Raw genomic sequence first — 21448 nt, 5'->3', positions numbered from 1 at the left:
TGGAAAATCCTGTTTCTATCCGTTGCTGCGATTAGCGGCTCGCGGCCGGTCCCGACGCCTTGGCGGCTGCGCCTTCGGCTGCGGGCGTCCACGGCACCGGCTTGACCGGCGTGCCCGGGGGCAGCATCGCGATTTTCTGGAAACCATCGACCATCACCTGCTCGCCGGCCTTCAGGCCGTCGGTGACGACCCAGTCGCTGCCCTGCTGGGACGCGATTTTGACCACGCGCGGGGCCGGCTTGTTGTCGGCGCCGATCACCATCAGGCTGTCGCCCTGGGCGCCGCCGCGGGTGACGGCTTGCTGCGGCACCAGGATGCCGTTAGGCAGCTCGGCCTGGGCCACGCGCACGCGCACGTACTGGCCCGGCAGCAGCGAACGGTCCGGGTTCGGCATTTCGGCGCGCAGGGTCAGCTGGCCGGTGCCCTGGTCCACGGTGACGTCGGAGAACAGCAGGCGGCCCTGGTGCGGCAGCGTGCTGCCGTCATCCAGCACCACGGTCACCGGCATGCCGGACGAGACGTTCTTCTCGCCGGCCTGGCGGCGCAGGCGCTGCAGCTCGGAGGCCGACTGGGTGATGTTCAGGTACACCTTGTCCAGCTGCTGGATGGTGGCCAGCTGGGTTGCCTCGGTGGCGGACACGAGCGCGCCCTCGGTGACCATGGCGCGGCCGATGCGGCCCGCGATCGGCGCATAGACGTTGGCATAGTCATAATTGATCTGGGCGATGCGCAAGGCCGCCTTGGCCGAGTTCACGTCCGACTCGGCCTGCTTTTGGGCGGCCACGGCGTTGGTGTACTCCTGCTTGCTCACGGCCTCGGCGGCCACCAGCGGCTTGTAGCGCTCGGCCTGGGCGGTGGCCGATGCCAGTGCGGCCTCGGCCTTGCCCAGCGCGGCCTTGGCCGAGTTGACTTGGGCCTCGTACGGCTGCGGGTCGATCTGGAACAGCGACTGGCCCTGCTTGACTTCGCTGCCCTCGGTGAACAGGCGCTTGAGCACCACGCCGTTCACGCGCGCGCGCACCTGGGCCACGCGGAACGCGTCCACGCGCGCCGGCAGTTCGGTCTGCAGCGCGACCGGCTGGAACTTGGTGGTGATGATGCCGACTTCGGGCGGCGGCATCTTGCCGCCGGGGGCGCCGGGCGCCGCTTCTTTCGGGCCGCAGGCCGACAGCAGGGTCAGCGCCGCCAGGGTGCTCACGGCAATCCGGGTCAGGGACAGGTGGGAGGAGTTTGCAGAACGCATTCCTTGTGCTTCCTTCTCTTCTTTGTGGACATCAGCAACAAAACCACCCCGGCGGAACGATCCTTGCTCCGCTACGGCGTCGTCACTGGCTTTTACGAAATTTTGGAGATACTATCACGGATGTATGTTTAATGTTTTCAACCAACCAAAAACCGCGGAGTAGGCATGGCCCGCAAGACCAAGGAAGAGGCGGCGGCCACCCGTGACCGCATTTTGGATGCTGCAGAGCAGTTGTTTGCGGAACATGGCGTGTCGCGCACGACCTTGCAGCATATCGCAACGGCCGCCGGCGTGACGCGCGGGGCCATTTACTGGCACTTCGACGACAAAGTGGCCCTGTTCAACGCGATGCTGGAGCGCGTGATCATGCCGCTCGAGTCGGCTCTGGTCCAGCTGGATACCGAAGACCCGCTGCGCGATTTGCGCGAGTACATGCTGGCCGGCCTGCGCAAGACGGTGCAGGATGAGCGCGCCCGGCGCGTGTTCGAGATCGCGGCGCTGAAGATGGAATTCGTCGGCGAGCTGGAGGCTGCGCGCGTTCGCCGGCACCAGTGCCTGCAGACGTGGATGGAGCGTTCGGAAGAGCGCATCAAGTGCGCGGCCGAGCGCGGCGAGTTGCGCGAGGGGGTGGTGCCGCGCGCCGTGGCGCTGACCATGTGGTCGCTGGCGGAGGGCTTGATCCGCAGCTGGCTGTTCGAGCAGGCGTTCGATTTGGTCGAGGTGGGCACGCAGGCGGTGGATGCGCAGATTAACGGCTTGCGGCGTTGAGATACAGGGAGCGTAGGGTGGGCTCTTGAGCCCACGCGCATCGACACGCACCGTGTGCCCGCGTGGGCTCGAGAGCCCACCCTACATGATGCGCGGCGGGCTTAGCGCATCGATTCGATCATCTGCTTGAGCTTGCCCGAGTCGGCGCAGAACGCACGGATGCCTTCGGCCAGCTTTTCGGTCGCCATCGCGTCTTCGTTGAGCATGAAGCGGAAGGTCTTCTCGTCCATGGCGATCTTCTCGATCGCCGCGCCCGCGTCCGGGCTCAGCTTGCGCTCGACCGTGCCGCTCGCATCGGCCAGCTTTTGCAGCAGGTCCGGCGAGATGGTCAGCAGGTCGCAGCCGGCCAGTTCCAGGATCTGCGAGGTGTTGCGGAAGCTCGCGCCCATCACTTCGGTCTTGTAGCCGAACTTGCGGTAGTACTGGTAGATGCGCTTGACCGATTGCACGCCCGGGTCGTCCGCGCCCTGGTAGTCGATGCCGGTCGACTTCTTGTACCAGTCGTAGATGCGGCCGACGAACGGCGAGATCAGCTGCACATTGGCCTGGGCACAGGCGATCGCCTGGCACAGCGAGAACAGCAGCGTCAGGTTGCAGCGGATGCCTTCGCGCTCCAGGATCTCGGCCGCGCGGATGCCTTCCCAGGTCGATGCGATCTTGATCAGCACGCGCTTGCGGTCGATGCCCGCTTCTTCATACAGCGCGATCAGCTCGCGGCCCTTGGCGACCGTCGCTTCGGTATCGAACGACAGCGCGGCGTCGATCTCGGTGGAGACGCGGCCCGGCACGTACTTGAGGATCTCGGTGCCGAACGCGATCAGCAGGCGGTCGATGATCTCGCCGGTCGAGGCTTTCGGGAAGTCGGCGATGGTTTTTTCGAGCAGCGGGCGGTACTCCGGCTTTTGCACCGCCTTCAGGATCAGCGACGGGTTGGTGGTCGCGTCCTGCGGCGCGTAGGCCTTGATCGACTGGAAGTCGCCGGTGTCGGCGACGACGGTGGTGTACTGCTTCAGTTGTTCGAGCTGGTTCATGTGCGTGTTCTGGTAGGGATGGTCGGATCAGCAATCGGTCGCGTCGAGGAAGGCCTTAAGCATCGCTTCCAGGCCGGCGCGGTCTTCTTCGGTAAAGCGGTTCAGGCTCGGGCTGTCGATGTCGAACACGCCGATCACCTTGCCGTTCTTGACCAGCGGGATCACGATCTCGGCGTTGGATGCCGAGTCGCAGGCGATGTGGCCGGGGAAGGCATGCACGTCCGCCACGACGATGGTGCGCCGCTCGGCCGCCGCGGTGCCGCACACGCCGCGCCCGAACGGGATGCGGGCGCACGCCGGCTTGCCCTGGAACGGGCCGACCAGCAGGTCCTGCTCGCGGCCGTTCTTGCCCGGCACGGTCAGGTAGAAGCCGGCCCAGTTCAGGTCCGCCAGGGTGTCGTAGACGAGCGCGGAAAACTGCGAGGCGTTGGCGACCAGCGAGGTCTCGCCTTCAAGGACGCTGGTGACCTGGCGTACCAGCAGGTCGTAATCGGGGCGGGTACTGCGTTCTGGGGAGATGTGCATGTTCGGATGTCGGACGAGCGCTTGTAAAACACGCTATTTTACAGGCAGCTCCGCAAGCTCGACGTCCGGCAGGTTGGCGAGCACCTGGTCAAAGGTGTCGTAGCGCGCGAGAACCTCGACCACGACCGGAAGCGGCTCGGCCCAGATTTCGGGCAGGTCCCGTTCCTGCGGCTCGTTGATCGAAAAGGCGAGGGCCTCGCGCGGAGGCGTAAACCGGGCATCCACGCCGGGCTTGTTGCCGCGCGCGTCGAGCCGGTACCAGCCATGCTCCTTGAGGTACACGGCGTTCAGGCCATGCAGGCAGTACGGTGCGCTGCTGGACCCCGTCGAAAGACGCTGGTAGCAGAGGCCTGCCGGAACGCCGTTCGCCCTGAGCAAAGCCGCGAGCAAATGGCTTTTTGCATAGCAGTAGCCGGTCCGGAACCGCAACACATCGGACGCTTTGCAGGTCACGGGATTGCGCTTGAAATCGACGCTGTGCTCGATCTCGTCCCGGACGAACTCGAAGCACAGGCGCACGAGGTCGGATTCGGAGCCGGCAGAGGCCTTCAGGCGACGGGCAACCGACAGCACTTCCGGGTTGTCGAAGTCGATGTACTTGCTCGAGGAAAGGTAAGGGCGCATGTGCTACGCTTGATGGTCAATAAAGCATCACTTTATCACGCAGGCGCCGGCTTGCCGGGGCAGGCTATCTGATGAGTAAAGGAGCGGATATGCGTACCACGAAACTTCCCGCAGGCGTGGACGTGCCGGTGTTAGGCATCGGCACCTGGCGCATGGGCGAGCAGCCGGAAAGGCGCCGCCACGAGCTTGACGCCCTGGTCTGCGCACTCGACAACGGGATGACCCTGATCGATACCGCCGAGATGTACGGCGACGGCGCGGCCGAGGAGCTGGTTGGGGAGGCGCTCGCAGGACGCCGGCAGGAAGCGTTCATCGTCAGCAAGGTGCTTCCGCAACATGCCTCGCGCAAGGGAACGATCGCGGCATGCGAGGCGAGCCTCAAGCGCATGGCGACCGACTACATCGACCTGTACCTGCTGCACTGGCGCGGGGGCGTGCCATTGGCCGAGACCGTCGATGCGCTGGAGCGCCTGGCCAGCGACGGCAAGATCCGCCACTGGGGCGTGAGCAATTTCGATACCGACGACATGGAGGAACTGCTGGCCTTGCCGGGCGGGCGCAACGCCCAGGCCAACCAGGTGCTCTACAACCTGATGCGGCGCGGGATCGAGTTCGACCTGCTGCCGTGGAGCAGGCGGCATGCGATGCCGGTGATGGCGTATTCGCCGCTGGAGCAGGGCGTGCTGTTGCGCGAGGCCGAGGTGCTGCGGCTGGCGGACGAATATTCGACGACGCCGGCGCAGATCACCCTTGCCTGGGTCCTGCGCGATGAACAGGTGATCGCGATACCGAAGGCCGGCACGCCGCACTACGTCAAGCAGGCACGCGCGGCGCTCGACCTGCGCCTGTCCCCGATCGACATGCAAGCGCTTGACCGGGCGTTTCCTCCGCCGCGCCGCAAGGTGCCGCTGGAGATGATTTAGCCGCGGGCGCAGGACTGCACCGGCGCACGCAGATGTGGCGGGCTATCCGATGAAGGAATCGAACTGCATGTCGAATTCCTGCAGCGCCTTCTGGGCGTTCTGCATCTTCTTGCGGAATTCGGGTCCGCGCTGCAGGGCCAGGCCCACGGCCAGCACGTCGATCACGACCAGGTAAGCAAGGCGCGCCGAGATCGGCGTGTAGGGGTCGATCGCAAACACGAGGTCGATCGGGATGAGTACCGTGGCCATGTCCGCCAGCGGCGTGCCCGAGGGCGCCAGCACGATCACGTCCGCCCCGGCGCGGCGCGCCAGCTTGGCCGAGCGCACCAGCGCCGGGTTGTTGCCGCGCTGCGAAATCGCCACCACCGCGTCGCCCTCGTGCACCAGCGCCGCGGCGATCGAGTGGATCGCGGGGTCGGTATAGGCCACCGTCGGCACGCCCGAGCGGAAGAACTTGTGCTGCGCATCGGCCGCGACGAAGCCCGACGTGCCCTGGCCGTAGAACTCGATCTTGTTGGCGCGCGAGAGGATGTCGAGCGCTTTCTGGATGGTCTCGGGGTTCAGGTTGTTGCGCAGGTCGAGCAGGGTGTTGATCGAGCGGCTGCAGATCTTGTTGACGAGGTCGGACGCAAGGTCGTCCTGCGCCGGCTGGTCGGTGGCGCCGGGCAGCGCGAGCGCGAGCCCCTGCGCCAGCTTGAGCTTGAACTCATGCCAGCCTTCGTAGCCGAGGGTGCGGCAAAAGCGCACCACGGTCGGCTCGGACACCTGCGCGCTCTTGGCCAGCGCGGTGATGTTCTGGCTGACGGTGGCGGCTGGATTGTCCAGCACCGCCAGCGCCACCTTGCGTTCGGAGCGCGACAGCGAGTCGAGCTGGGTGCGGATTGAATCGAGCAGCACGGTCTGTTCCTCGCCCTTAGTCTTCCGGCAGCGCTTCTTCGCGCCACTGCAGGCCGTCGCGCCCGATCAGCGCGGACGATGCGGCCGGGCCCCAGGTGCCGGACGCATAGGGCAGGGGCGAGTTGTCGTCCTGTTCCCAGTGGTTGAGGATCGGCTCGACCCATTCCCATGCCGCTTCCAGTTCGTCGCCGCGCATGAACAGCGTGAGCTGGCCGCGCAGCACGTCCAGCAGCAGGCGCTCGTAGGCTTCCATGCGCGGGGCCTTGAACTGCTCGCGGAAGTCCAGCTCGAGCTCGGCCTGCTTCAGGCGCATGCTGTCGCCCGGCGTCTTGGCCATCAGGTTCAGCGACAGGCCTTCGTCCGGCTGCAGGCGAATGACCAGGCTGTTGGGCTGGAAGGTGGACGTGGGCTGGTGGAAGATCGAATGCGGGATCTGCTTGAAGCGCACCACGATCTCGGCCAGGCGGTCGGCCATGCGCTTGCCGGTGCGCAGGTAGAACGGCACGCCGGCCCAGCGCCAGGTGTCGATTTCGGCCTTGAGGGCGACGAAGGTCTCGGTCTTGGAATGCTTGGGCGCGTCCGGCTCCTCGCGGTAGCCCGGCACCGCCTTGCCGTCGACGTAGCCGCCGCGGTACTGGCCGCGCACGATGTTCTGCGCAAGCGTGGTCGGGGTGAAGCGCTTGAGCGAGCGCAGCACCTGCAGCTTGGAGTCGCGCACCGCGTCCGGCGAGATCGAGGTCGGCGGCTCCATGGCGACGATACACAGCAGCTGCAGCAGGTGGTTCTGCAGCATGTCGCGCAGCGCGCCCGAGGTGTCGTAGTAGCCCAGGCGGTTGCCCACGCCGATCTTTTCGGCGATGGTGATCTGCACGTCGCTGATCCATTCGCGGCGCCACAGCGGCTCGAACAGGATGTTCCCGAAGCGCAGGGCCAGCAGGTTCTGCACCGTTTCCTTGCCCAGGTAGTGGTCGATCCGGTAGATCTGCTGCTCGGCAAAGACCTTGCCCACTTCGGCGTTGATGCGCTTGGCCGACGCGAGGTCGCGGCCGAGCGGCTTTTCCAGCACCACGCGCGAGTTCGGCGTGGCCAGCCCCGTCGCCTTCAGGTTGTCGCAGATCTGGGCGAACAGCGAGGGCGGGGTGGCAAGGTAGTACACACGCGTGATCGCCGGGTCGCGGCGCAGCGCCTCAACCAAGGCGCCATAGCTGGCCACGTCGGTCGCGTTGACCGACACGTACACCAGGCGCTGCAGGAAGCGCTCCCAGTGCTCGTCGGTCGGGGTCTCCTTGATGTGCGGCTTCGAGCTCGTTTCCACCGTTTGCAGGAAGTGCTCCTGCGACCATTCGGCGCGGCCCACGCAGATGATGCGGGCCGTCTCCGGCAGGTCCTTGCAGTAGTCGCGCGCGTACATCGCGGGCAGCAGCTTGCGCATTGCAAGGTCGCCGCTGCCGCCGAACAGAACGAGGTCGAAATCGTTGAGAGCCATGGGTAGTCGATCGCAAAGTGGGAGTGGACGCATACATGTAAATTTACTACGCAAATATGGAGTTTGCAAGAAAATTTACTACGGCTGGGTGGGAATCTGACTGGCTATGGTGCCATATCGATTGAGCAGAGGTCGCGCGAAGCGCGATCAAGGCGACTGGCGGGACGTGTGCGGTTGGTTGCGGCAATAAATTGAATATGGCGCTCACTGCGCGCGACATTGAGCCATGCCGTGCATATGCCCGAAACAACCCATTACAAACTCATCAACCGTTCATCGGCGCGTCCGGTATAGTTGGCGCGCCAGATTAACCAACACTTACGAAGGGATCCCAGATGAGGTATGCCGCGCTGCTTGCACTGTTGCTTGCCAATGCCGCCTGGGCCAACGGGCTGGACGACCTGCGCGCTGGCCTCGTGACCTTGCAAGGCCAGGGAACACTGCGCGGCACGTTCGAGGCGAAGCAGTCCGAGCGCGACCTCGACGGCAAGAAGCCGCCGCAAGACGCGCACGCCTCGGCGCAAGTGGAAGAGGAGCCGGGCACCCTGCAGATCCGCTGGGACCGCGCCACGCTCAAGCGCGCCGCCGACGAGGCCAGCCCGCCGAATGGGGCCAGGCGCAACGAAGCGCTGTCCACGCTGGTCGGCACCTCGTCCGCGCTGCGCATCGCCAACCTGGTCAACTACGCGCCTGCCTTCGTGCGCGCCCTCGATGGCGCCCAGTTGAAGTCGGAGCGCGCCGACACCTACCAGGGCAAGCCGGTGCGTGTGCTGGAGCTGGCGCTGGTGGAGCGCGGCCCTGACGAGGAGCAGATCAAGATGAAGGAGAGCACCCACATCGCGCAGGTCTGGCTGGGGGCGGACAATGTGCCGCTGGCGGCCAGCATCACGCACCGGCGGCGCGCCAAGGTCATGGTGTTCCTGTCGTTCGAGCAGCAGGCCAGGGAGGACTTCGTGTTCAGCGTGGTGGCCAATCGCCTGGTGGTGCTCAAGCGTGACGAGCAGGGCACGGCGAAGGGCCTGGGCAGCAGCACCCAGTACCACAACACCTACAGTTTCGCGCCGAAGGCTTGACCATGTCGACATCGCGAACATTGGCCTTGTCTTGCGTGGTGCTGGCGGCCCTGTCCGCGTGCGCGGCTGTGGCGCAGGAACCGGAACAGGTCGCCGAGGTGACGGTTGAAGGCATGCGCAATGCCGATCTCAAGCCTTACCGCACCCTGTGGGCCGCTCTGGACGCGTTTGACGAGCATCGCAGCCTCGCGCCGAAGGCCGAGCTGCGCGGGCGGTTCTGGCGACGCAACGCGGTGTTCGGCGAACAGGAGCGCTGGGATGGTGTCACCTTGCGGCTGGCCGGCAACGAGCATTCGCTCCCGGTGCCGGTCGCGGTCGATGGCACATTCGTGCTGCCGCGCAGCCAGGCAGCGTATGACGATGACGCAGACCTTGTCCTGAACCAGAAAAAGTCCACGGTGGGCTACGACGCGCAGGTGCGCACACCAGGCCTGGCGCCGAATGTGCGCCGCCTGGGCGACCTGCGCCTGGAGTGCGAGGTGAAGATCGCGGTCGCCAAGAAGGAGATCGGCTTCGCCCAGCGCGCCTTCTTCAACACGGTTTTCCTCGGCGGTGACTGGTGTTCGTCAAAGCGCATCAAGGTCGCCGCCTTCCTGGGGGATTGGCCGTTGAGTGCAGCGATCGTCGATCACGGTGTACGCCAGCCGTTCCGTTCCGACGGTTACAAGCTGTTCGCGCCGGTGTCCGACAAGTCGTTGTCCGATGACGCCCTGATTGAGTTCGAGTTCTGGTCGCAAGCGAGCATGGAGCGCAAACAGCAGTTCCTCGCCACCAGGCCGATAGCGTTGATGACCTCGGCGGACAACTGGAAGGAGGGCGCGCCGTTCCGCGAGCAGGAGAAAAACCGATACAGCGCCGTGGTCGACCTCAAGCGCGGCAAGTGGAAGTTCCGCCTCGAGTCGGGCGATGGTTGGCTGGCCTTTGGCGGCGCGCCGCGCGATCTGGTGGTGTCGCCAGGCGCAGACCTGGCGCTCAAGTATCACGGCGAGCGGCTGGTGCTGGATGTGGACCAGCCGGGGGCCTATGCGTTCTCGCTGGACCTGCGCGACCCGGACCACCCGCGGCTGGCGATCAGGCGTGCCGAATCCTGATCAGGGCAGGTAGGCCGGTTCAGCTTTGCCGGGAACGTCCACGCGCAGCGCGAGCAGGCGGCCGGTCAGCGGGTACTGTGCACGTTCTTCGGCCGGCCGATGATGGCTGGCGCTGGTGATGTAGAGCGTCTTCAGGTCACCACCGCCGAATGCGATCATGGTCGGGCAGCGCAGCGGCAGCTTCACTTCGCGCAGCAGCTTGCCGCCGGGGGCGAAGCACAGTACGCGGGCGCCTTCGAACATGGCGCACCAGTAGTTGCCTTCGCTGTCCACCGCCGCGCCGTCCGGGCGTCCGCCGTAGTCCGGCGCGCCCTTGTTGGTGGCGAACTGGTGGAATACCTGCTTGTTGGACGCGATGCCTGTGGCCGGATCGAAATCGTAGCGATCGATGCGGTGCGTCGCGGTGTCGGTGTGGTACATGTGGCGGCCATCGGGCGAGAAACCCAGCCCGTTCGAATTCTTCATCGTGCCGGGCCACTGCTGGCGCAAGCGCCCGCGTTCGAGCACGTACATGGCGGCGGCTTCGCCTTGTTCGTCGCGTCCGCCGATCCAGAACCGGCCTGCGGGATCGACCCGGCCATCGTTAAAGCGCATCTTCGCCGTCTCGTAAGGGGCGGGCGCGATTGGCGTGACCGCGCCGCTTACGGAATCCAGGTGGACCAGGCCCGCACGCAGCGCGACAACCAGCCCTCCGCGCTCATGGATCGCAAGCGCCGACGGTTCGCTGTCCATCTTCCACGACATGTGCGCACCGCTGGCCGGATCGAGCCGGTGCACCGCGCGGCCGTCGATGTCGACCCAATACAGCCTGCTTTCGCCGTGGTGCCACAGCGGGCACTCGCCCACCTGCATCGGCTGGTCGAACGCGACGCGGATATCGTCCATGCGCGCCTCCTCAGATGGCGGCGCGGGCGCGCGCGATCAGGCCATTGGTCGAGCTGTCGTGCAGCGCCGGCTGCGGTTCGCCCGCCAGCTCGGCCTCGATTTTCTTGGCCAGCACCTTGCCCAGCTCGACGCCCCACTGGTCGAAACTGTTCACGCCCCACAGCACGCCCTGCACAAAAGTCTTGTGCTCGTACAGCGCGATCAGTGCGCCGAGCGAGGCTGGATTCAGGTACTCCATCAGGATCGTGTTGCTGGGCCGGTTGCCGGGAAAGGTCTTGTGCGGCACCAGCCGTTCGATCTCGGCCAGCGGCAGGCCTTGCAGGTCGCGGCGCACCTCGTCCGGCGTTTTTCCCTTCATGAAGGCTTCGGACTGGGCAAAGCAGTTGGCCAGCAGGGCAGTGTGGTGATGGTGCAGTTCGTGCGACGGGGAGAGCGCGGCGATGAAGTCGATCGGCGTCACGTCCGTTCCCTGGTGCAGCATCTGGAAATAGGCGTGCTGGCCGTTGGTGCCGGGCTCGCCCCAGATCGCCGGGCAGGTCGGCGTGTCCACCGGCTCGCCATCGCGCGTGACGCGCTTGCCGTTGCTCTCCATCTCAAGCTGCTGCAGGTAGGCCGGAAAACGCGCCAGGTCCTGGTGGTAGGGCGCAATGGTGACCGACGGGCAGCCGAGGAACTGGCGATTCCAGAAACCGATCAGGCCAAGCAGCACCGGCATGTTCTCTTCGAGCGGGGCGCTGCGAAAGTGCTCGTCCATCGCGTGCGCGCCGGCCAGGAAGTCGCTGAAGTAGCCAAAGCCCACGCACAGCGCGACCGGCAGGCCGATCGCCGACCACACCGAGTAGCGCCCGCCCACCCAGTCCCAGAACGGGAACATGTTGGCCGGGTCGATGCCGAACGCTTTCACGGCCTCGGTATTGGTCGAGACGGCGACGAAGTGGCGCGGCAGCGCGCTTTCCGGTGCGCGCTCGACGAACCAGCGGCGCGCGGTCTGCGCGTTCATCATGGTCTCGGCGGTGGTGAAGGTCTTGGACGCGACGATGAACAGCGTGGTTTCCGGGGCCAGCTTCTCGAGTGCGGCGTCGATGTCATGCCCGTCCACGTTGGAGACGAAGTGCATGGCCAGGCGCGGATGGGCGAACGGGCGCAGTGCAAGGCATGCCATCTTGGGCCCCAGGTCCGAGCCGCCGATGCCGATGTTGACCACGTCGGTGATCGGCTTGCCGGTGTGGCCGAGCCATTCGCCGCCGCGCACGGCGTTGGTGAAGGCCTTGATCCGGTCGAGCACCGCGTGCACGTCGGCGATCACGTCCTGGCCGTCCACGACCAGCTTCGCGTCGCGCGGCGCGCGCAGCGCAGTGTGCAGCACCGCGCGGTTTTCGGTGTTGTTGATCTTTTCGCCGGCGAACATGGCGTCGCGGCGCTGCTCCACGCCGCGCTCGCGCGCCAGCCCGACCAGCAGTTCAAGCGTGCGCCCGTCCACCCGATTTTTTGAATAGTCTAGGAACAGGCCGGCGGCCTCCAGCGACATGCGTTCGAAGCGCTGCGGATCGGCAGCGAACAGGCTGCCCATCTGCCAGTCTTCAGCTTCGATGGCGTGGGTTTCGAGGGCCTGGAAGCTGGCGCTGCTGGTCAGGGAAGGCTCGGACATGGCGTTGGCAAAAATATGTTGTCATGAAGTGCAGATTAGCGAATCATACAGGAATTGCGCGTAAATTCACTACACTTTGTTCGTGCATGCCTGTATTGCGGTCTGGCTTGCGTTGCCTGAACGCGTGGGCAGCGCAGCTGCCCACCCTACGCGATAGCTCTGCGCGCCCGTCGCAAGTATCGCCGGCAGCTGCTTGACGGTAGGGTGGGCAGGTCTCCTGCCCACGCGTCCAGCCAGCGTTTGAAAATCCATATTCGCAAAAAAGTGTAGTAAAATTTCAGTAATCCCACACTCAAGGAACCCATCATGGCGCTGCACCCAGTAGTCGAACAGGTCACCCAGCGTATCATCCAGCGCAGCCGCGCATCGCGGCGTGCTTATCTGGCGCATCTGGAGGCAGCGCGCGTGAAGGGCGTGCAGCGCGGTGCGCTGTCGTGCACCAACCTGGCCCACGGCTTTGCCGCGTTCCCGGCCAACGACAAGCTCAAGCTGCGCGAGCAGAAGCAGCCGTCGGTGGCAATCGTCTCGTCGTACAACGACATGCTGTCGGCGCACCAGCCGTTCGAATACTTCCCGCGCGTGATCAAGGAAGCGGTGCGCGAGATCGGCGCCGTGGCCCAGTTCGCGGGCGGCGTGCCGGCCATGTGCGACGGCGTCACGCAGGGCCAGCCGGGCATGGAGCTGTCGCTGTTCTCGCGCGACACCATCGCGATGGCAGCCGCGGTGGCGATGTCGCACAACATGTTCGACGCCGGCCTGTACCTGGGCATCTGCGACAAGATCGTGCCGGGCCTGTTGATCGGCGCGCTGCACTTCGGGCATATCCCGGCCGTGTTCGTGCCGGGCGGGCCGATGACTACCGGCCTGTCGAACAAGGAAAAGGCTGCGGTGCGCCAGCGCTACGCGCAGGGCAAGGCCACGCGCGAGGAGCTGCTCGAGTGCGAGTCGCAGTCGTACCACGGCTCGGGTACCTGCACCTTCTACGGCACCGCCAACAGCAACCAGATGCTGATGGAGATGATGGGCCTGCACCTGCCGGGCGCCGCCTTCATCACGCCGGGCACGCCGCTGCGCGATGCGCTCACCGCGGCCGCCGCGCAGCAGGCGGTGAAGATCTCTCAGCAGGGCGGCCACTACATGCCGGTGGGGCAGGTGGTGGACGAGAAGAGCATCGTCAACGCGATCGTCGCGCTGCATGCGACCGGCGGCTCGACCAACCACACGCTGCACCTGGTGGCGATCGCGCGCGCGGCCGGCATCGTGATCGACTGGGACGACTTCGACGCGCTGTCGAAAGTGGTGCCGCTCCTGACCCGCATCTACCCGAACGGCGACGCCGACGTGAACCACTTCCAGGCCGCGGGCGGTCCCGGCTTCGTGATCCGCGAGCTGCTGGACGCGGGCCTGGCGCACGAGGACGTGAACACGGTGCTCGGCCACGGCCTGCGCGCGCACTGCAGGGAGCCGTTCCTGGGCGAAGACGGCAAGGTGGTATGGCGCGACCTGCCCGCGAACAGCGGCGACGAGAGCGTGCTGCGTCCGGCCTCGAACCCGTTCCAGGCCAACGGCGGCCTGGTGCTAGTGCAGGGCAACCTGGGCCGCGCGGTGATGAAGATCTCGGCCGTCAAGCCCGAGTACCACGTGGTCGAAGCGCCGGCGCTGACCTTCGATTCGCAGGACGCCTTCATGCACGCGTACAAGGCCGGCCACCTCAACCGCGATTTCGTGGCCGTGATCCGGTTCCAGGGACCGCGCGCCAACGGCATGCCGGAGCTGCACGCGCTCACCCCCGCGCTGTCGAACCTGCAGGATGCCGGCCACCATGTGGCGCTGGTCACCGACGGGCGCATGTCCGGTGCCTCGGGCAAGGTCCCGGCGGCGATCCATGTGTCGCCCGAGATCCTCGCCGGCGGCCCGCTGGGACTGGTGCGCGATGGTGATATCATCCGCGTCGATGCCACGGCCGGCACGCTCGAAGCGCTGGTGCCGGAAGACGTCTGGGCCGCGCGCAAGCAGGCCAGCGCCGACCTGAGCTCCAGCCACATCGGCATGGGGCGCGAACTGTTCACCGTGTTCCGCCAGGCCGTCAGCGAAGCCGAGCAGGGGGCCTGCACCTTCCCGCTGCCGTCGCCCATCGACACCACCGTGCCGCTGCATGAAGGGGCCGACAGCGGCGAGATCATGCCCGGCTCAGACGAAGACTTTTTGTTCAGGACCTCCAAATGACTACCATGAACCTGCTTGACATCATGCGCTCGGCGACCGTGATCCCGGTGATCGCGATCGACGACCCTGCCACCGCGGTGCCGCTGGCGCGCGCGCTGGTGGCGGGCGGCATCCGCGTGCTCGAGGTGACCCTGCGCACCGCGCATGGCCTGGACGCGATCCGCGCCATGAGCCAGGTCGAAGGCGCGATCGTGGGCGTGGGCACGCTGACCCAGCCCGAGGAATTCGCCGCCGCGCGTGACGCCGGCGCCGTGTTCGGCGTGTCGCCGGGCCTGACCCCGGCGCTGATCGAGGCGGCAAAGAAAAGCGGCCTGCCGCTGCTGCCGGGCGTGATGACCCCGTCCGAAGTGATGGCCGCGCGCGAAGCGGGCTTCCGCCAGCTCAAGCTGTTCCCGGCCGTGCCGGCAGGCGGCGTGGGCATGCTCAGCGCCATCGCCGGCCCGCTGCCGGACGTGACCTTCTGCCCGACCGGTGGCATCTCGATCGACACCGCGCCGCAGTTCCTGAAGCTGAAGAACGTGGCCTGCGTGGGCGGCTCGTGGCTCACGCCGAAGGATGCGATCAAGGCCGGCGACTGGGGCCTGATCACCGACCTGGCCAAGGCCGCCGCCGCGCTGAGCGCCGCGTAACGTGCAGCGCCGCGCGCGGGGCTTGACGCCTGGCGAAATCGCGATGGTGTCGCTGCTGTTCGGCGACGCCATCGACTGCGCGCGGGTGCGTGTGCACAACCGTCCCTATCTGCCGTTCGGCCTGCAGCCGCGCAACTGCGCCATGACGCCCAACGGCAGCATCTACTTCCACCATTCGTGCTACCTGCCCGATTACGCGCTGGCGGACCTGCCGGCCAGGCACTGGTTCATGCACGAGATGGTGCATTTGTGGTGGAAATTACACGACCCAGCATGATCCGGCTTTACCGTTCCCGCCCCCTGACCCCGGCCGAAATGGTGATGGCGGCGTTGGTGTTTGGCAAATCAATCGACTATCAACGTGTGCGGATTCATGCCCGCCGTTACCTGCCGCTGGTGCAGCCGAAGAATTGCTGCATGACGCCGAACGGCAGCATGTACTTTCACCGTTCATGCTTTCTACCCGATTACACCCGTGGCGATCCACCTGCGGTGCATTGGTTCATTCACGAAATGGCTCATGTGTGGCAACATCAATTAGGGTACGCAGTTCGTCTGCGAGGGGCGGTGCGAGTCGGGCTCTCATACGACTACGATCTGGCACCGGGTAAGGCGTTCGCCGACTTCAACATGGAGGCGCAGGGCGAGCTGCTGGCTGACTACTTCATGCTCAAGCATATGGGCAGGCCGGAGACTTTGAGCCAGCAGCGTTACCGCGACAGCCTGCCGCTGTATCAAGAAGTATTGGCTGACTTCCTTGCGGATCCGGCCAGCGTAGGGAATCTGCCCCGCGATAGTGGCCGTTGCCTGCTGCACCTAAAGCGCCTAACAAGGTCGGCCGACTACTGGCCGCGCAGTTCACGCAACTGACGGCGAAGCCGGGCGTTATCTGCGACGACGCCAACAAGAGTGATTGTAAGTAGCGTGCCCCACGCATCGTTCCCGACGTAGTGCCAGAACGCCCAAGCGGCCAACGAGCATCCGATACCAGTCGCGAGCAGCATTAGCGAGTCTTTCATTTGATGTACCCGTAGTGCTTGTAGTATTTCCGCCCTGATACTCTTGGGTCGTAGATGCCCGGCATTCGATGGAAAAGCGACGTCAGCCAAGGGCGCCCAAGGCCCCGCTTGGAAGCCTCAAAAAGAACATCCCCTAGCGAAGTTCCCCCACTTATTGTCCGGCCTGTCGCAACCGCAAGACTGCCGATGGCGGCCCCCGCATAGTAGGCGGCACCCACGGCACCCACCGTAGCCAGTTGTTCCAATCTCGTGCCCGCAAATGCCATCTCCAGTACAGTCACTTTCGTCCCGAACTTGTCGACATAGGTAAGCATGGTGCTTATTGTCCCAAGCGCAAGCTGCTGCGTTCCAAAAAGACTTTCTGGTGGTGGGTTAAGTCCGAGAGCCTCCATGTTTTCCTTAAAATACTTGTAGAAGTCTGACATTCGCCAATCTCCAAGTTGAACCGAACGCTACGCAACTACCTTGTTTGCGGACAAGTCCCAGCCGCCTGCGGTGCTGCCGCCAGCGCCGCCGCCGATTTTTTGCTGCGTGTATTTCCAAGTAACTTTGGCAAACTTCAGTCGCAAGTGCTCTTGCATTCCGCCGGTAGGGACAAGGCTCGGCTTGACGGAACCGATCAGCACGTTTTCCAGCACCATTTCGAAATACTTGACCCGTTCGCCGTTACCGTCAGCACGGAAGAACTCGAACTTGGCCTTTGGGATTGTCTTGCCCATCGCACAGTGTTGCAGCAAGAGCGGGGTGGACAGGTCGGCGAGTTTAGCCACCATGATCTCATCGAAGTCAGCCCGAGCGGACGTATGGCCGCCGCTGGTCGAAACCACGGGACTGCGCGGCTGCTCTACGCCAAAGTGCACATCCAAACATTCGATCCAGTCCTTGTGCTTGTCGTCCATCGACTCGCCACGTATGCCCTCGATTTGCAAATATGCATCGACTGCCATGCTTTTCTCCGGAGAAAGTTGTGTTAGGTGAGTATTGTTGCTCAGGGAAGCCGGGACGGCGTTGGCAGGTGTCAGCACGTCAGGCGAGGCAGATCAAGGCTCATTTCTGAAAGTTGAAATTTCTTAAAAAAATTTCAGAATCAAGGGCTTGGCTTGATGCCCGCTGTAGTTGCGGCAAATATATCTACAGTCATATCGTAGCGGGAGCGGGAGCGGGCGGCTAACAGCTGGGCCGGGTCAGGCATGACCAGCGCCACTGCCATGAAATACTGAGCCCAAGACGCTGCTCATTGGGGGATGCTTTCAGCTTTGTAATTAGATGTACAATGGAAAAGTTGAGTAAATAGCTTAGGTTGCTTAGGGGAAGCTGTGCCTGTATGACCGATGAGGAACTGAAACAACAGATGGACGTAGAGTTCTACGCGGCGACGGTTGCTGCGTGGTATTCAACGGCCCTTGAATATGACAAGAGCCTGTTCACGTTATCGGCAGGCGGGATTGGCCTGCTTATAGGTCTGATGACCGCAGTGGGTGTTAGCTCAAATGCGGTTCTGCATCTGTACGTTGCTGCGATCCTGTTCTTCTTGCTCTGCCTTTGCGTTCTTCTGGTGGTCTTCCGACGAAACAAAGTTTATCTGACGGCAGTAGTGAGGGGCCAGCAAGAAGCCGACCCCCTACTAACAGTCCTAGACGCGGCAGCAATGATCATGTTCGGTATAGCCGCCGTCCTGACGGTCATTATCGGTGTTTCGGCGGCAGTACAAACTTTTGACAAAGGAAAGAAGACAATGGCAGACCAAAAGCAAGAGCATCAACTGTCGGGCCTCAACCCGGCAAACGAGAGTTTTAACGACGTCACAGCTATTCGCAAGAGCCTCAACGATGCTCATGCTCTTCAGCGAAGCTTTGGTGGTGCGGCGGCTATGAGGCCGCAGCCTGCGACGACGCAGAGCGGTTCTAACTCGACTTCGGGTTCGGCCAGTCAAACCAATAACTCGTCTGGCTCTGGCGCTGGCGATGGCTCGGGCTCGGGGCAATCCTAACGGTTGTCGAGGCCCGTATATGCGGGCCTTTCCCACACGTACCTGATGATGAAGTCATTGAGCGGCTGGCAGCGGATCTTTCTTGTCTACGCGCTCCTGTCTGGGCTTTGGTGCTTGGGACAGGGAGCGGAGTCTTTCCGGGTTGAGGAACTTAGCATCTACCACACTTCAACTGGAATTATGGGTGGAGTGCCCCAGAGCGGCAAGTTGACTGACTTGCAGAAGAAAACGTTTGACTGGCTCCGACAGCGACAAGAAACGAACCTCAAGCGCCAGTCCATGGACTATGGGGCACGCTGGCTCGGCTGGCTTATAGTCGGTGCTGTAGCTATTGGTCTGATCCGTTTGGTGATAGACGGCTTTGCTGCCAGATCCACTACAAGTTAGCAAAGTCGATCCGTGCCTGTGACCTAACGGCTTACCGGCATCTCTTTCAATGCAACGTCATTCCGGCAGATGGCTGCGCCAGGATTGCATAGGCGTGCCACGTCTGCGCAATCAGCCGATCAAGCAGGGCGTCCCCGATCTGCACCTTGATAACTAGCTCGTTGTCGGCTTGCTGGCCTTGTCAGCCGTGATAACGATCTGCCAGCCCGGCCAACCTGCACCGCAGCACTGCGGCGCGGTTGCTACGCCGACCGCATGAGCTTGCGAATAATCAATAACTTCCGGACGGCAACACCTTACGCTAAACGTCGATCCTGATTCGACTTCCCAAGGTTGCCGCATGAAATTCCCGTTTGCCGCCTGTCCGCTCCTGCTGCTTGCCGTGCACGCGCCAGAGGCACAGGCACGCACCGGTGAAGCGGAGGTACGCGCGCACGCCAATGGCGAGCCATGCTTTACGATCTCCGAGCGTGAGGAGCGGCGCTTCGGCTCGCCGAATTTCGACAGCATCGTGGTGACCGACCCGCTGGCAAAGAAACCGGTGCTGTGGCGCATGGCCATGCCGCGGGAGCGCACCTTTCCGGTCCGGTACAGCATGTGTATTCCGTACGGCGGCCGCGTGCAGGCGCTGCCGCAGACGAGCGCCGCAGCGCTGGAGGGTGGCCGCGTGTACCGGGTGCGGATCGAGGCGCGCGCCGCGCGCGGCAGCGTGGCCGGCACCTACGAGGCGCGCTTTTGCCTGGCGCGCCAGCACGATGGCAAGCTGCTGGTGCACCACATCGGCGCGGACGACCATGAGGGGCGCCGGCTGTATGGCTGCCTGCCGCCCCTGGACTGAATCAGCGCAGGCCCTTGAGCTGGGCCTGCGCGTCGGACCGGAACTTGCCCGGCAGGGCGGTGTGGGCCACCAGCGCCTTGTCGAACTCCGACGCCGCGCGTGCCTTGTCGCCCAGCGCGAGCGCCGCGTGGGCAATGCGGTAGTGCGTGCTCGCCAGTTCCGTGACCGCCAGCGCCTGTTCGAAGACGGCGATGGCCTCGCGGTAGCGGCCTTGCTCCTGCTGCAGGCGGCCCAGGCCGTACAACCCGGCCTCGCTGTCCGGGTAGCGCTTCTGCAGCAGGTTGAAGATGCGCTCGCTGTCGGCATACTTCTTGTTCTGCAGGTAGGTGTGCCCCAACATGGCCAGCAGGTCGCGCTGCCGGTCGGCCACCACCTCGTCGTTGCCCGGCTGGACCGCGAGCAGGGCGCTCTCGGCCCTGGCGAACTGGCTGTCGGCGATGTCGATCTGGGCCTGCATCAGCTGGCTGGCCGGCGCGCTGACCGCGGCGGTCTGCCGGGCCAGGTCCTGCGCCTTGTCCTTGCCGCCGCCGACGATGCCTGGCGCCGCGTTGTAGTACTCCAGCAGCGAAAAACGCGCCTGGATGTTGCGCGGCTCCAGTTCCAGCGCCTTCTTGAACGCGTCGCGGACGGTGCCGGCGTAGCCGATGGCCGACATCATGCTCGCGTTGGCGGCCTTGGTGCCCAGCGCATTGCCCAGCGCCAGATGACAGGCTGCCGCCTGCGGCCGGGCCGCCACGCATTGTTCGCCCACTTTCACGGCTTCCTCGACGCGCAGCACGCCACTGGCGCCAAGGATGGCGTTCACCTTGGCCAGCATCGCATCGGCGTTGGCAGGGTCGCGCGCGAGCGTGGCATTGGCAAGCTTTTCGGCCTCGACGAATTTTTTGGCGCGCAGCGGCGCGGAGTATTCAGTGGCGGCGCCGGCGTGTGCGCTGGCGACCAAGCCCAGGACAAGGGCGATGATGGGGCGTTTTTTCATGGGTCTTGTTTGGTCCGGATGGTTGATCCCGAATGGTCCGGTGCGGCGCAAGAGCCCACCGGGTATGGATCAGTTTCGCCGCTTTTTGCTTTTTTGGCAATGGCGGGATTCGCTGGGGACGGTGCCCGATCCGCTACAATGGCGCATTCTTTTTCTCATTCGGACATCATGACTCAGGACGAACTCAAACAGGCGGTGGCGCGCGCGGCCATCGATTACGTGGTTGACGGCGAAATCATCGGCGTGGGCACTGGCTCGACGGCGAACTTCTTCATCGACGAACTGGGCAAAATCAAGGACCGCATCAAGGGCGCGGTAGCGTCGTCCGAGGCGACCGCGACGCGCCTGCGTGGCCACGGCATCCACGTGTACGACCTGAACGACGTGGCATCGATTTCCGTGTACGTCGATGGCGCCGACGAGATCGACGCGGCGGGCGCGATGATCAAGGGCGGGGGCGCGGCGCTCACGCGCGAAAAGATCGTGGCCTCGGTGTCGGGCAAGTTCGTGTGCATCGCCGACGGCTCCAAGCTGGTGCAGGTGCTGGGCAAGTTCCCGCTGCCGGTGGAAGTGGTGCCGATGGCGGGCCAGGCCGTGATGCGCAAGCTCACCCAGCTGGGTGGCAAGCCGGCGCTGCGCGTGAAGGATGGCGAGCCCGTCGTGACCGACAACGGCGGCCATATCCTCGACGTGGCAGGGCTGTCGATCACCGACCCGGCGGGGCTGGAGTCGCAAATCAACCAGATCCCGGGTGTGATCACCGTCGGCCTGTTTGCGCAGCGCGGCGCCGATGTTTGCCTGCTGGGCACCAGCGAAGGCGTGAAGACGCTGACCTTCTGACCGGAGGAGACCATGAAACGATTGCTCGTGTTAGCTTGCGTGGTGCTGGGCGGCTGCTCGGCGTTTCACGGCAAGGCCGATGCCGATGCGCCGGTGGCCACGGCCAAACCGGCTGCGCCGCAGCTGGTAGCGGAAGGGGTGCCGATCGAGCGCATTCCGTTCCGTCCCGGCGTGTCGTCGGTGACCGTCGAGAAGATGGCCAGGCACGAGCAATGCACCGGCGGCGAGGGCGCGGGGCTGGTGACCGAGCCGGGGCCGGTGGAGGTCTATCGCATGCAGTGCGAAAACGGGAAGGTGTTCATGGCGCGCTGCGAGATGCGGCAGTGCTCGCGGATGTAACGATTGG

At 64.5% G+C, this 21448-nt stretch carries 23 protein-coding genes; 12 read left to right on the top strand and 11 right to left on the bottom strand.

Going from position 1 to position 21448, the window contains the following annotated elements:
- Nucleotides 1–31: 31 nt before the first annotated feature.
- The gene (locus NX774_RS05370) at nucleotides 32–1243 is read right to left on the bottom strand and encodes an efflux RND transporter periplasmic adaptor subunit (RefSeq protein ID WP_258821121.1); all 1212 of its coding nucleotides are present in this window, start codon (nucleotides 1241–1243) and stop codon (nucleotides 32–34) included.
- A 165-nt stretch (nucleotides 1244–1408) separates the two neighbouring features.
- On the opposite strand from NX774_RS05370, the gene NX774_RS05365 reads away from it, so the two are divergent.
- Nucleotides 1409–2011: a TetR family transcriptional regulator gene (locus tag NX774_RS05365; RefSeq protein ID WP_258821120.1), complete on the top strand. Its 603-nt coding sequence runs from the start codon at nucleotides 1409–1411 to the stop codon at nucleotides 2009–2011.
- Nucleotides 2012–2112: 101 nt separating this feature from the next.
- On the opposite strand, the gene tal is transcribed toward NX774_RS05365, so the two are convergent.
- Genes tal through NX774_RS05350 form a run of 3 tightly spaced genes read right to left on the bottom strand, consistent with a single transcriptional unit; the run spans nucleotide 2113 to nucleotide 4191 of the window.
- Nucleotides 2113–3042 (bottom strand): transaldolase, encoded by a 930-nt coding sequence (gene tal / locus NX774_RS05360; RefSeq protein ID WP_258821119.1) that lies wholly within the window; start codon nucleotides 3040–3042, stop codon nucleotides 2113–2115.
- Nucleotides 3043–3069: 27 nt separating this feature from the next.
- Nucleotides 3070–3567 (bottom strand): free L-methionine (R)-S-oxide reductase MsrC, encoded by a 498-nt coding sequence (gene msrC, locus NX774_RS05355; RefSeq protein WP_258821118.1) that lies wholly within the window; start codon nucleotides 3565–3567, stop codon nucleotides 3070–3072.
- Between the two features lie 33 nt (nucleotides 3568–3600).
- Nucleotides 3601–4191: a transglutaminase-like domain-containing protein gene (locus NX774_RS05350; RefSeq protein WP_258821117.1), complete on the bottom strand. Its 591-nt coding sequence runs from the start codon at nucleotides 4189–4191 to the stop codon at nucleotides 3601–3603.
- A gap of 89 nt (nucleotides 4192–4280) precedes the next feature.
- On the opposite strand from NX774_RS05350, the gene NX774_RS05345 reads away from it, so the two are divergent.
- A complete protein-coding gene (locus NX774_RS05345) occupies nucleotides 4281–5114 on the top strand; it encodes an aldo/keto reductase (RefSeq protein WP_258821116.1) in 834 nt (277 codons plus the stop codon).
- Between the two features lie 42 nt (nucleotides 5115–5156).
- Here the strand turns inward: NX774_RS05345 and NX774_RS05340 are convergent, their stop codons facing one another.
- Both NX774_RS05340 and zwf read right to left on the bottom strand, forming a co-directional pair.
- On the bottom strand, nucleotides 5157–6011 hold the full coding sequence (locus tag NX774_RS05340; protein WP_258821115.1) for an SIS domain-containing protein: 855 nt from the start codon (nucleotides 6009–6011) through the stop codon (nucleotides 5157–5159).
- Between the two features lie 16 nt (nucleotides 6012–6027).
- On the bottom strand, nucleotides 6028–7497 hold the full coding sequence (gene zwf / locus NX774_RS05335; RefSeq protein WP_258821114.1) for a glucose-6-phosphate dehydrogenase: 1470 nt from the start codon (nucleotides 7495–7497) through the stop codon (nucleotides 6028–6030).
- A gap of 335 nt (nucleotides 7498–7832) precedes the next feature.
- Between zwf and NX774_RS05330 the strand changes: the two genes are divergently transcribed.
- Together NX774_RS05330 and NX774_RS05325 are read left to right on the top strand one after the other, a co-directional pair.
- Complete coding sequence (locus NX774_RS05330) at nucleotides 7833–8570, top strand: hypothetical protein (protein ID WP_258821113.1); 738 nt, start codon at nucleotides 7833–7835, stop codon at nucleotides 8568–8570.
- A 2-nt stretch (nucleotides 8571–8572) separates the two neighbouring features.
- Nucleotides 8573–9661, top strand: coding sequence for a hypothetical protein (locus tag NX774_RS05325; RefSeq protein ID WP_258821112.1), 1089 nt, complete (start codon nucleotides 8573–8575; stop codon nucleotides 9659–9661).
- On the opposite strand, the gene NX774_RS05320 is transcribed toward NX774_RS05325, so the two are convergent.
- Nucleotides 9662–10546, bottom strand: a complete 885-nt coding sequence (locus NX774_RS05320; RefSeq protein WP_258821111.1) for an SMP-30/gluconolactonase/LRE family protein — start codon at nucleotides 10544–10546, stop codon at nucleotides 9662–9664. It lies immediately after the preceding gene.
- Nucleotides 10547–10556: 10 nt separating this feature from the next.
- Complete coding sequence (pgi, locus tag NX774_RS05315; protein ID WP_258821110.1) at nucleotides 10557–12194, bottom strand: glucose-6-phosphate isomerase; 1638 nt, start codon at nucleotides 12192–12194, stop codon at nucleotides 10557–10559.
- Nucleotides 12195–12500: 306 nt separating this feature from the next.
- On the opposite strand from pgi, the gene edd reads away from it, so the two are divergent.
- From edd to NX774_RS05295, 4 genes are read left to right on the top strand one after another with little or no spacing between them, the layout of a single operon-like run.
- Complete coding sequence (gene edd / locus NX774_RS05310) at nucleotides 12501–14420, top strand: phosphogluconate dehydratase (protein WP_258821109.1); 1920 nt, start codon at nucleotides 12501–12503, stop codon at nucleotides 14418–14420.
- Between the two features lie 5 nt (nucleotides 14421–14425).
- Nucleotides 14426–15049: a bifunctional 4-hydroxy-2-oxoglutarate aldolase/2-dehydro-3-deoxy-phosphogluconate aldolase gene (gene eda / locus NX774_RS05305; protein ID WP_258821447.1), complete on the top strand. Its 624-nt coding sequence runs from the start codon at nucleotides 14426–14428 to the stop codon at nucleotides 15047–15049.
- A gap of 22 nt (nucleotides 15050–15071) precedes the next feature.
- A complete protein-coding gene (locus NX774_RS05300) occupies nucleotides 15072–15326 on the top strand; it encodes a hypothetical protein (RefSeq protein WP_258821108.1) in 255 nt (84 codons plus the stop codon).
- Nucleotides 15323–15919 carry a Rhs element Vgr protein gene (locus NX774_RS05295; protein ID WP_258821107.1) on the top strand — a complete coding sequence of 199 codons (597 nt, stop codon included), beginning with the start codon at nucleotides 15323–15325 and terminating at the stop codon, nucleotides 15917–15919. The genes NX774_RS05300 and NX774_RS05295 overlap by 4 nt, the downstream gene beginning before the upstream one ends.
- A 145-nt stretch (nucleotides 15920–16064) precedes the next feature.
- On the opposite strand, the gene NX774_RS05290 is transcribed toward NX774_RS05295, so the two are convergent.
- On the bottom strand, nucleotides 16065–16493 hold the full coding sequence (locus tag NX774_RS05290) for a hypothetical protein (RefSeq protein ID WP_258821106.1): 429 nt from the start codon (nucleotides 16491–16493) through the stop codon (nucleotides 16065–16067).
- Between the two features lie 27 nt (nucleotides 16494–16520).
- The gene (locus NX774_RS05285; RefSeq protein ID WP_258821105.1) at nucleotides 16521–17015 is read right to left on the bottom strand and encodes an Hcp family type VI secretion system effector; all 495 of its coding nucleotides are present in this window, start codon (nucleotides 17013–17015) and stop codon (nucleotides 16521–16523) included.
- Between the two features lie 377 nt (nucleotides 17016–17392).
- Here NX774_RS05285 and NX774_RS05280 point away from each other — a divergent pair, with 377 nt between their 5' ends.
- A complete protein-coding gene (locus NX774_RS05280; protein WP_258821104.1) occupies nucleotides 17393–18058 on the top strand; it encodes a hypothetical protein in 666 nt (221 codons plus the stop codon).
- A 727-nt stretch (nucleotides 18059–18785) separates the two neighbouring features.
- The gene (locus tag NX774_RS05275) at nucleotides 18786–19283 is read left to right on the top strand and encodes a hypothetical protein (protein ID WP_258821103.1); all 498 of its coding nucleotides are present in this window, start codon (nucleotides 18786–18788) and stop codon (nucleotides 19281–19283) included.
- 1 nt (nucleotide 19284) lies between these two features.
- Here the strand turns inward: NX774_RS05275 and NX774_RS05270 are convergent, their stop codons facing one another.
- A complete protein-coding gene (locus NX774_RS05270; RefSeq protein WP_258821102.1) occupies nucleotides 19285–20262 on the bottom strand; it encodes a tetratricopeptide repeat protein in 978 nt (325 codons plus the stop codon).
- A gap of 168 nt (nucleotides 20263–20430) precedes the next feature.
- Here NX774_RS05270 and rpiA point away from each other — a divergent pair, with 168 nt between their 5' ends.
- Both rpiA and NX774_RS05260 read left to right on the top strand, forming a co-directional pair.
- Nucleotides 20431–21102 (top strand): ribose-5-phosphate isomerase RpiA, encoded by a 672-nt coding sequence (gene rpiA / locus NX774_RS05265; RefSeq protein ID WP_258821101.1) that lies wholly within the window; start codon nucleotides 20431–20433, stop codon nucleotides 21100–21102.
- 12 nt (nucleotides 21103–21114) lie between these two features.
- Complete coding sequence (locus NX774_RS05260; protein ID WP_258821100.1) at nucleotides 21115–21441, top strand: hypothetical protein; 327 nt, start codon at nucleotides 21115–21117, stop codon at nucleotides 21439–21441.
- The last annotated feature ends 7 nt before the right edge of the window (nucleotides 21442–21448 follow it).

The sequence above is a fragment of the Massilia agilis genome, from assembly GCF_024756255.1.
Lineage (GTDB): Bacteria > Pseudomonadota > Gammaproteobacteria > Burkholderiales > Burkholderiaceae_D > Telluria > Telluria agilis.
Note: the sequence above shows the minus strand (reverse complement) of the source record. Positions and strands in the feature narration are given on the sequence as shown.

Bases quoted from the DNA above. Each gene is read 5' to 3' on its own strand.
- NX774_RS05370 (WP_258821121.1), bottom strand. From the start codon at position 1,243: ATGCGTTCTGCAAACTCCTCCCACCTGTCCCTGACCCGGATTGCCGTG.
- NX774_RS05365 (WP_258821120.1), top strand. From the start codon at position 1,409: ATGGCCCGCAAGACCAAGGAAGAGGCGGCGGCCACCCGTGACCGCATT.
- tal (WP_258821119.1), bottom strand. From the start codon at position 3,042: ATGAACCAGCTCGAACAACTGAAGCAGTACACCACCGTCGTCGCCGAC.
- msrC (WP_258821118.1), bottom strand. From the start codon at position 3,567: ATGCACATCTCCCCAGAACGCAGTACCCGCCCCGATTACGACCTGCTG.
- NX774_RS05350 (WP_258821117.1), bottom strand. From the start codon at position 4,191: ATGCGCCCTTACCTTTCCTCGAGCAAGTACATCGACTTCGACAACCCG.
- NX774_RS05345 (WP_258821116.1), top strand. From the start codon at position 4,281: ATGCGTACCACGAAACTTCCCGCAGGCGTGGACGTGCCGGTGTTAGGC.
- zwf (WP_258821114.1), bottom strand. From the start codon at position 7,497: ATGGCTCTCAACGATTTCGACCTCGTTCTGTTCGGCGGCAGCGGCGAC.
- NX774_RS05330 (WP_258821113.1), top strand. From the start codon at position 7,833: ATGAGGTATGCCGCGCTGCTTGCACTGTTGCTTGCCAATGCCGCCTGG.
- NX774_RS05325 (WP_258821112.1), top strand. From the start codon at position 8,573: ATGTCGACATCGCGAACATTGGCCTTGTCTTGCGTGGTGCTGGCGGCC.
- NX774_RS05320 (WP_258821111.1), bottom strand. From the start codon at position 10,546: ATGGACGATATCCGCGTCGCGTTCGACCAGCCGATGCAGGTGGGCGAG.
- pgi (WP_258821110.1), bottom strand. From the start codon at position 12,194: ATGTCCGAGCCTTCCCTGACCAGCAGCGCCAGCTTCCAGGCCCTCGAA.
- edd (WP_258821109.1), top strand. From the start codon at position 12,501: ATGGCGCTGCACCCAGTAGTCGAACAGGTCACCCAGCGTATCATCCAG.
- eda (WP_258821447.1), top strand. From the start codon at position 14,426: ATGAACCTGCTTGACATCATGCGCTCGGCGACCGTGATCCCGGTGATC.
- NX774_RS05295 (WP_258821107.1), top strand. From the start codon at position 15,323: ATGATCCGGCTTTACCGTTCCCGCCCCCTGACCCCGGCCGAAATGGTG.
- NX774_RS05290 (WP_258821106.1), bottom strand. From the start codon at position 16,493: ATGTCAGACTTCTACAAGTATTTTAAGGAAAACATGGAGGCTCTCGGA.
- NX774_RS05285 (WP_258821105.1), bottom strand. From the start codon at position 17,015: ATGGCAGTCGATGCATATTTGCAAATCGAGGGCATACGTGGCGAGTCG.
- NX774_RS05280 (WP_258821104.1), top strand. From the start codon at position 17,393: ATGACCGATGAGGAACTGAAACAACAGATGGACGTAGAGTTCTACGCG.
- NX774_RS05275 (WP_258821103.1), top strand. From the start codon at position 18,786: ATGAAATTCCCGTTTGCCGCCTGTCCGCTCCTGCTGCTTGCCGTGCAC.
- NX774_RS05270 (WP_258821102.1), bottom strand. From the start codon at position 20,262: ATGAAAAAACGCCCCATCATCGCCCTTGTCCTGGGCTTGGTCGCCAGC.
- rpiA (WP_258821101.1), top strand. From the start codon at position 20,431: ATGACTCAGGACGAACTCAAACAGGCGGTGGCGCGCGCGGCCATCGAT.
- NX774_RS05260 (WP_258821100.1), top strand. From the start codon at position 21,115: ATGAAACGATTGCTCGTGTTAGCTTGCGTGGTGCTGGGCGGCTGCTCG.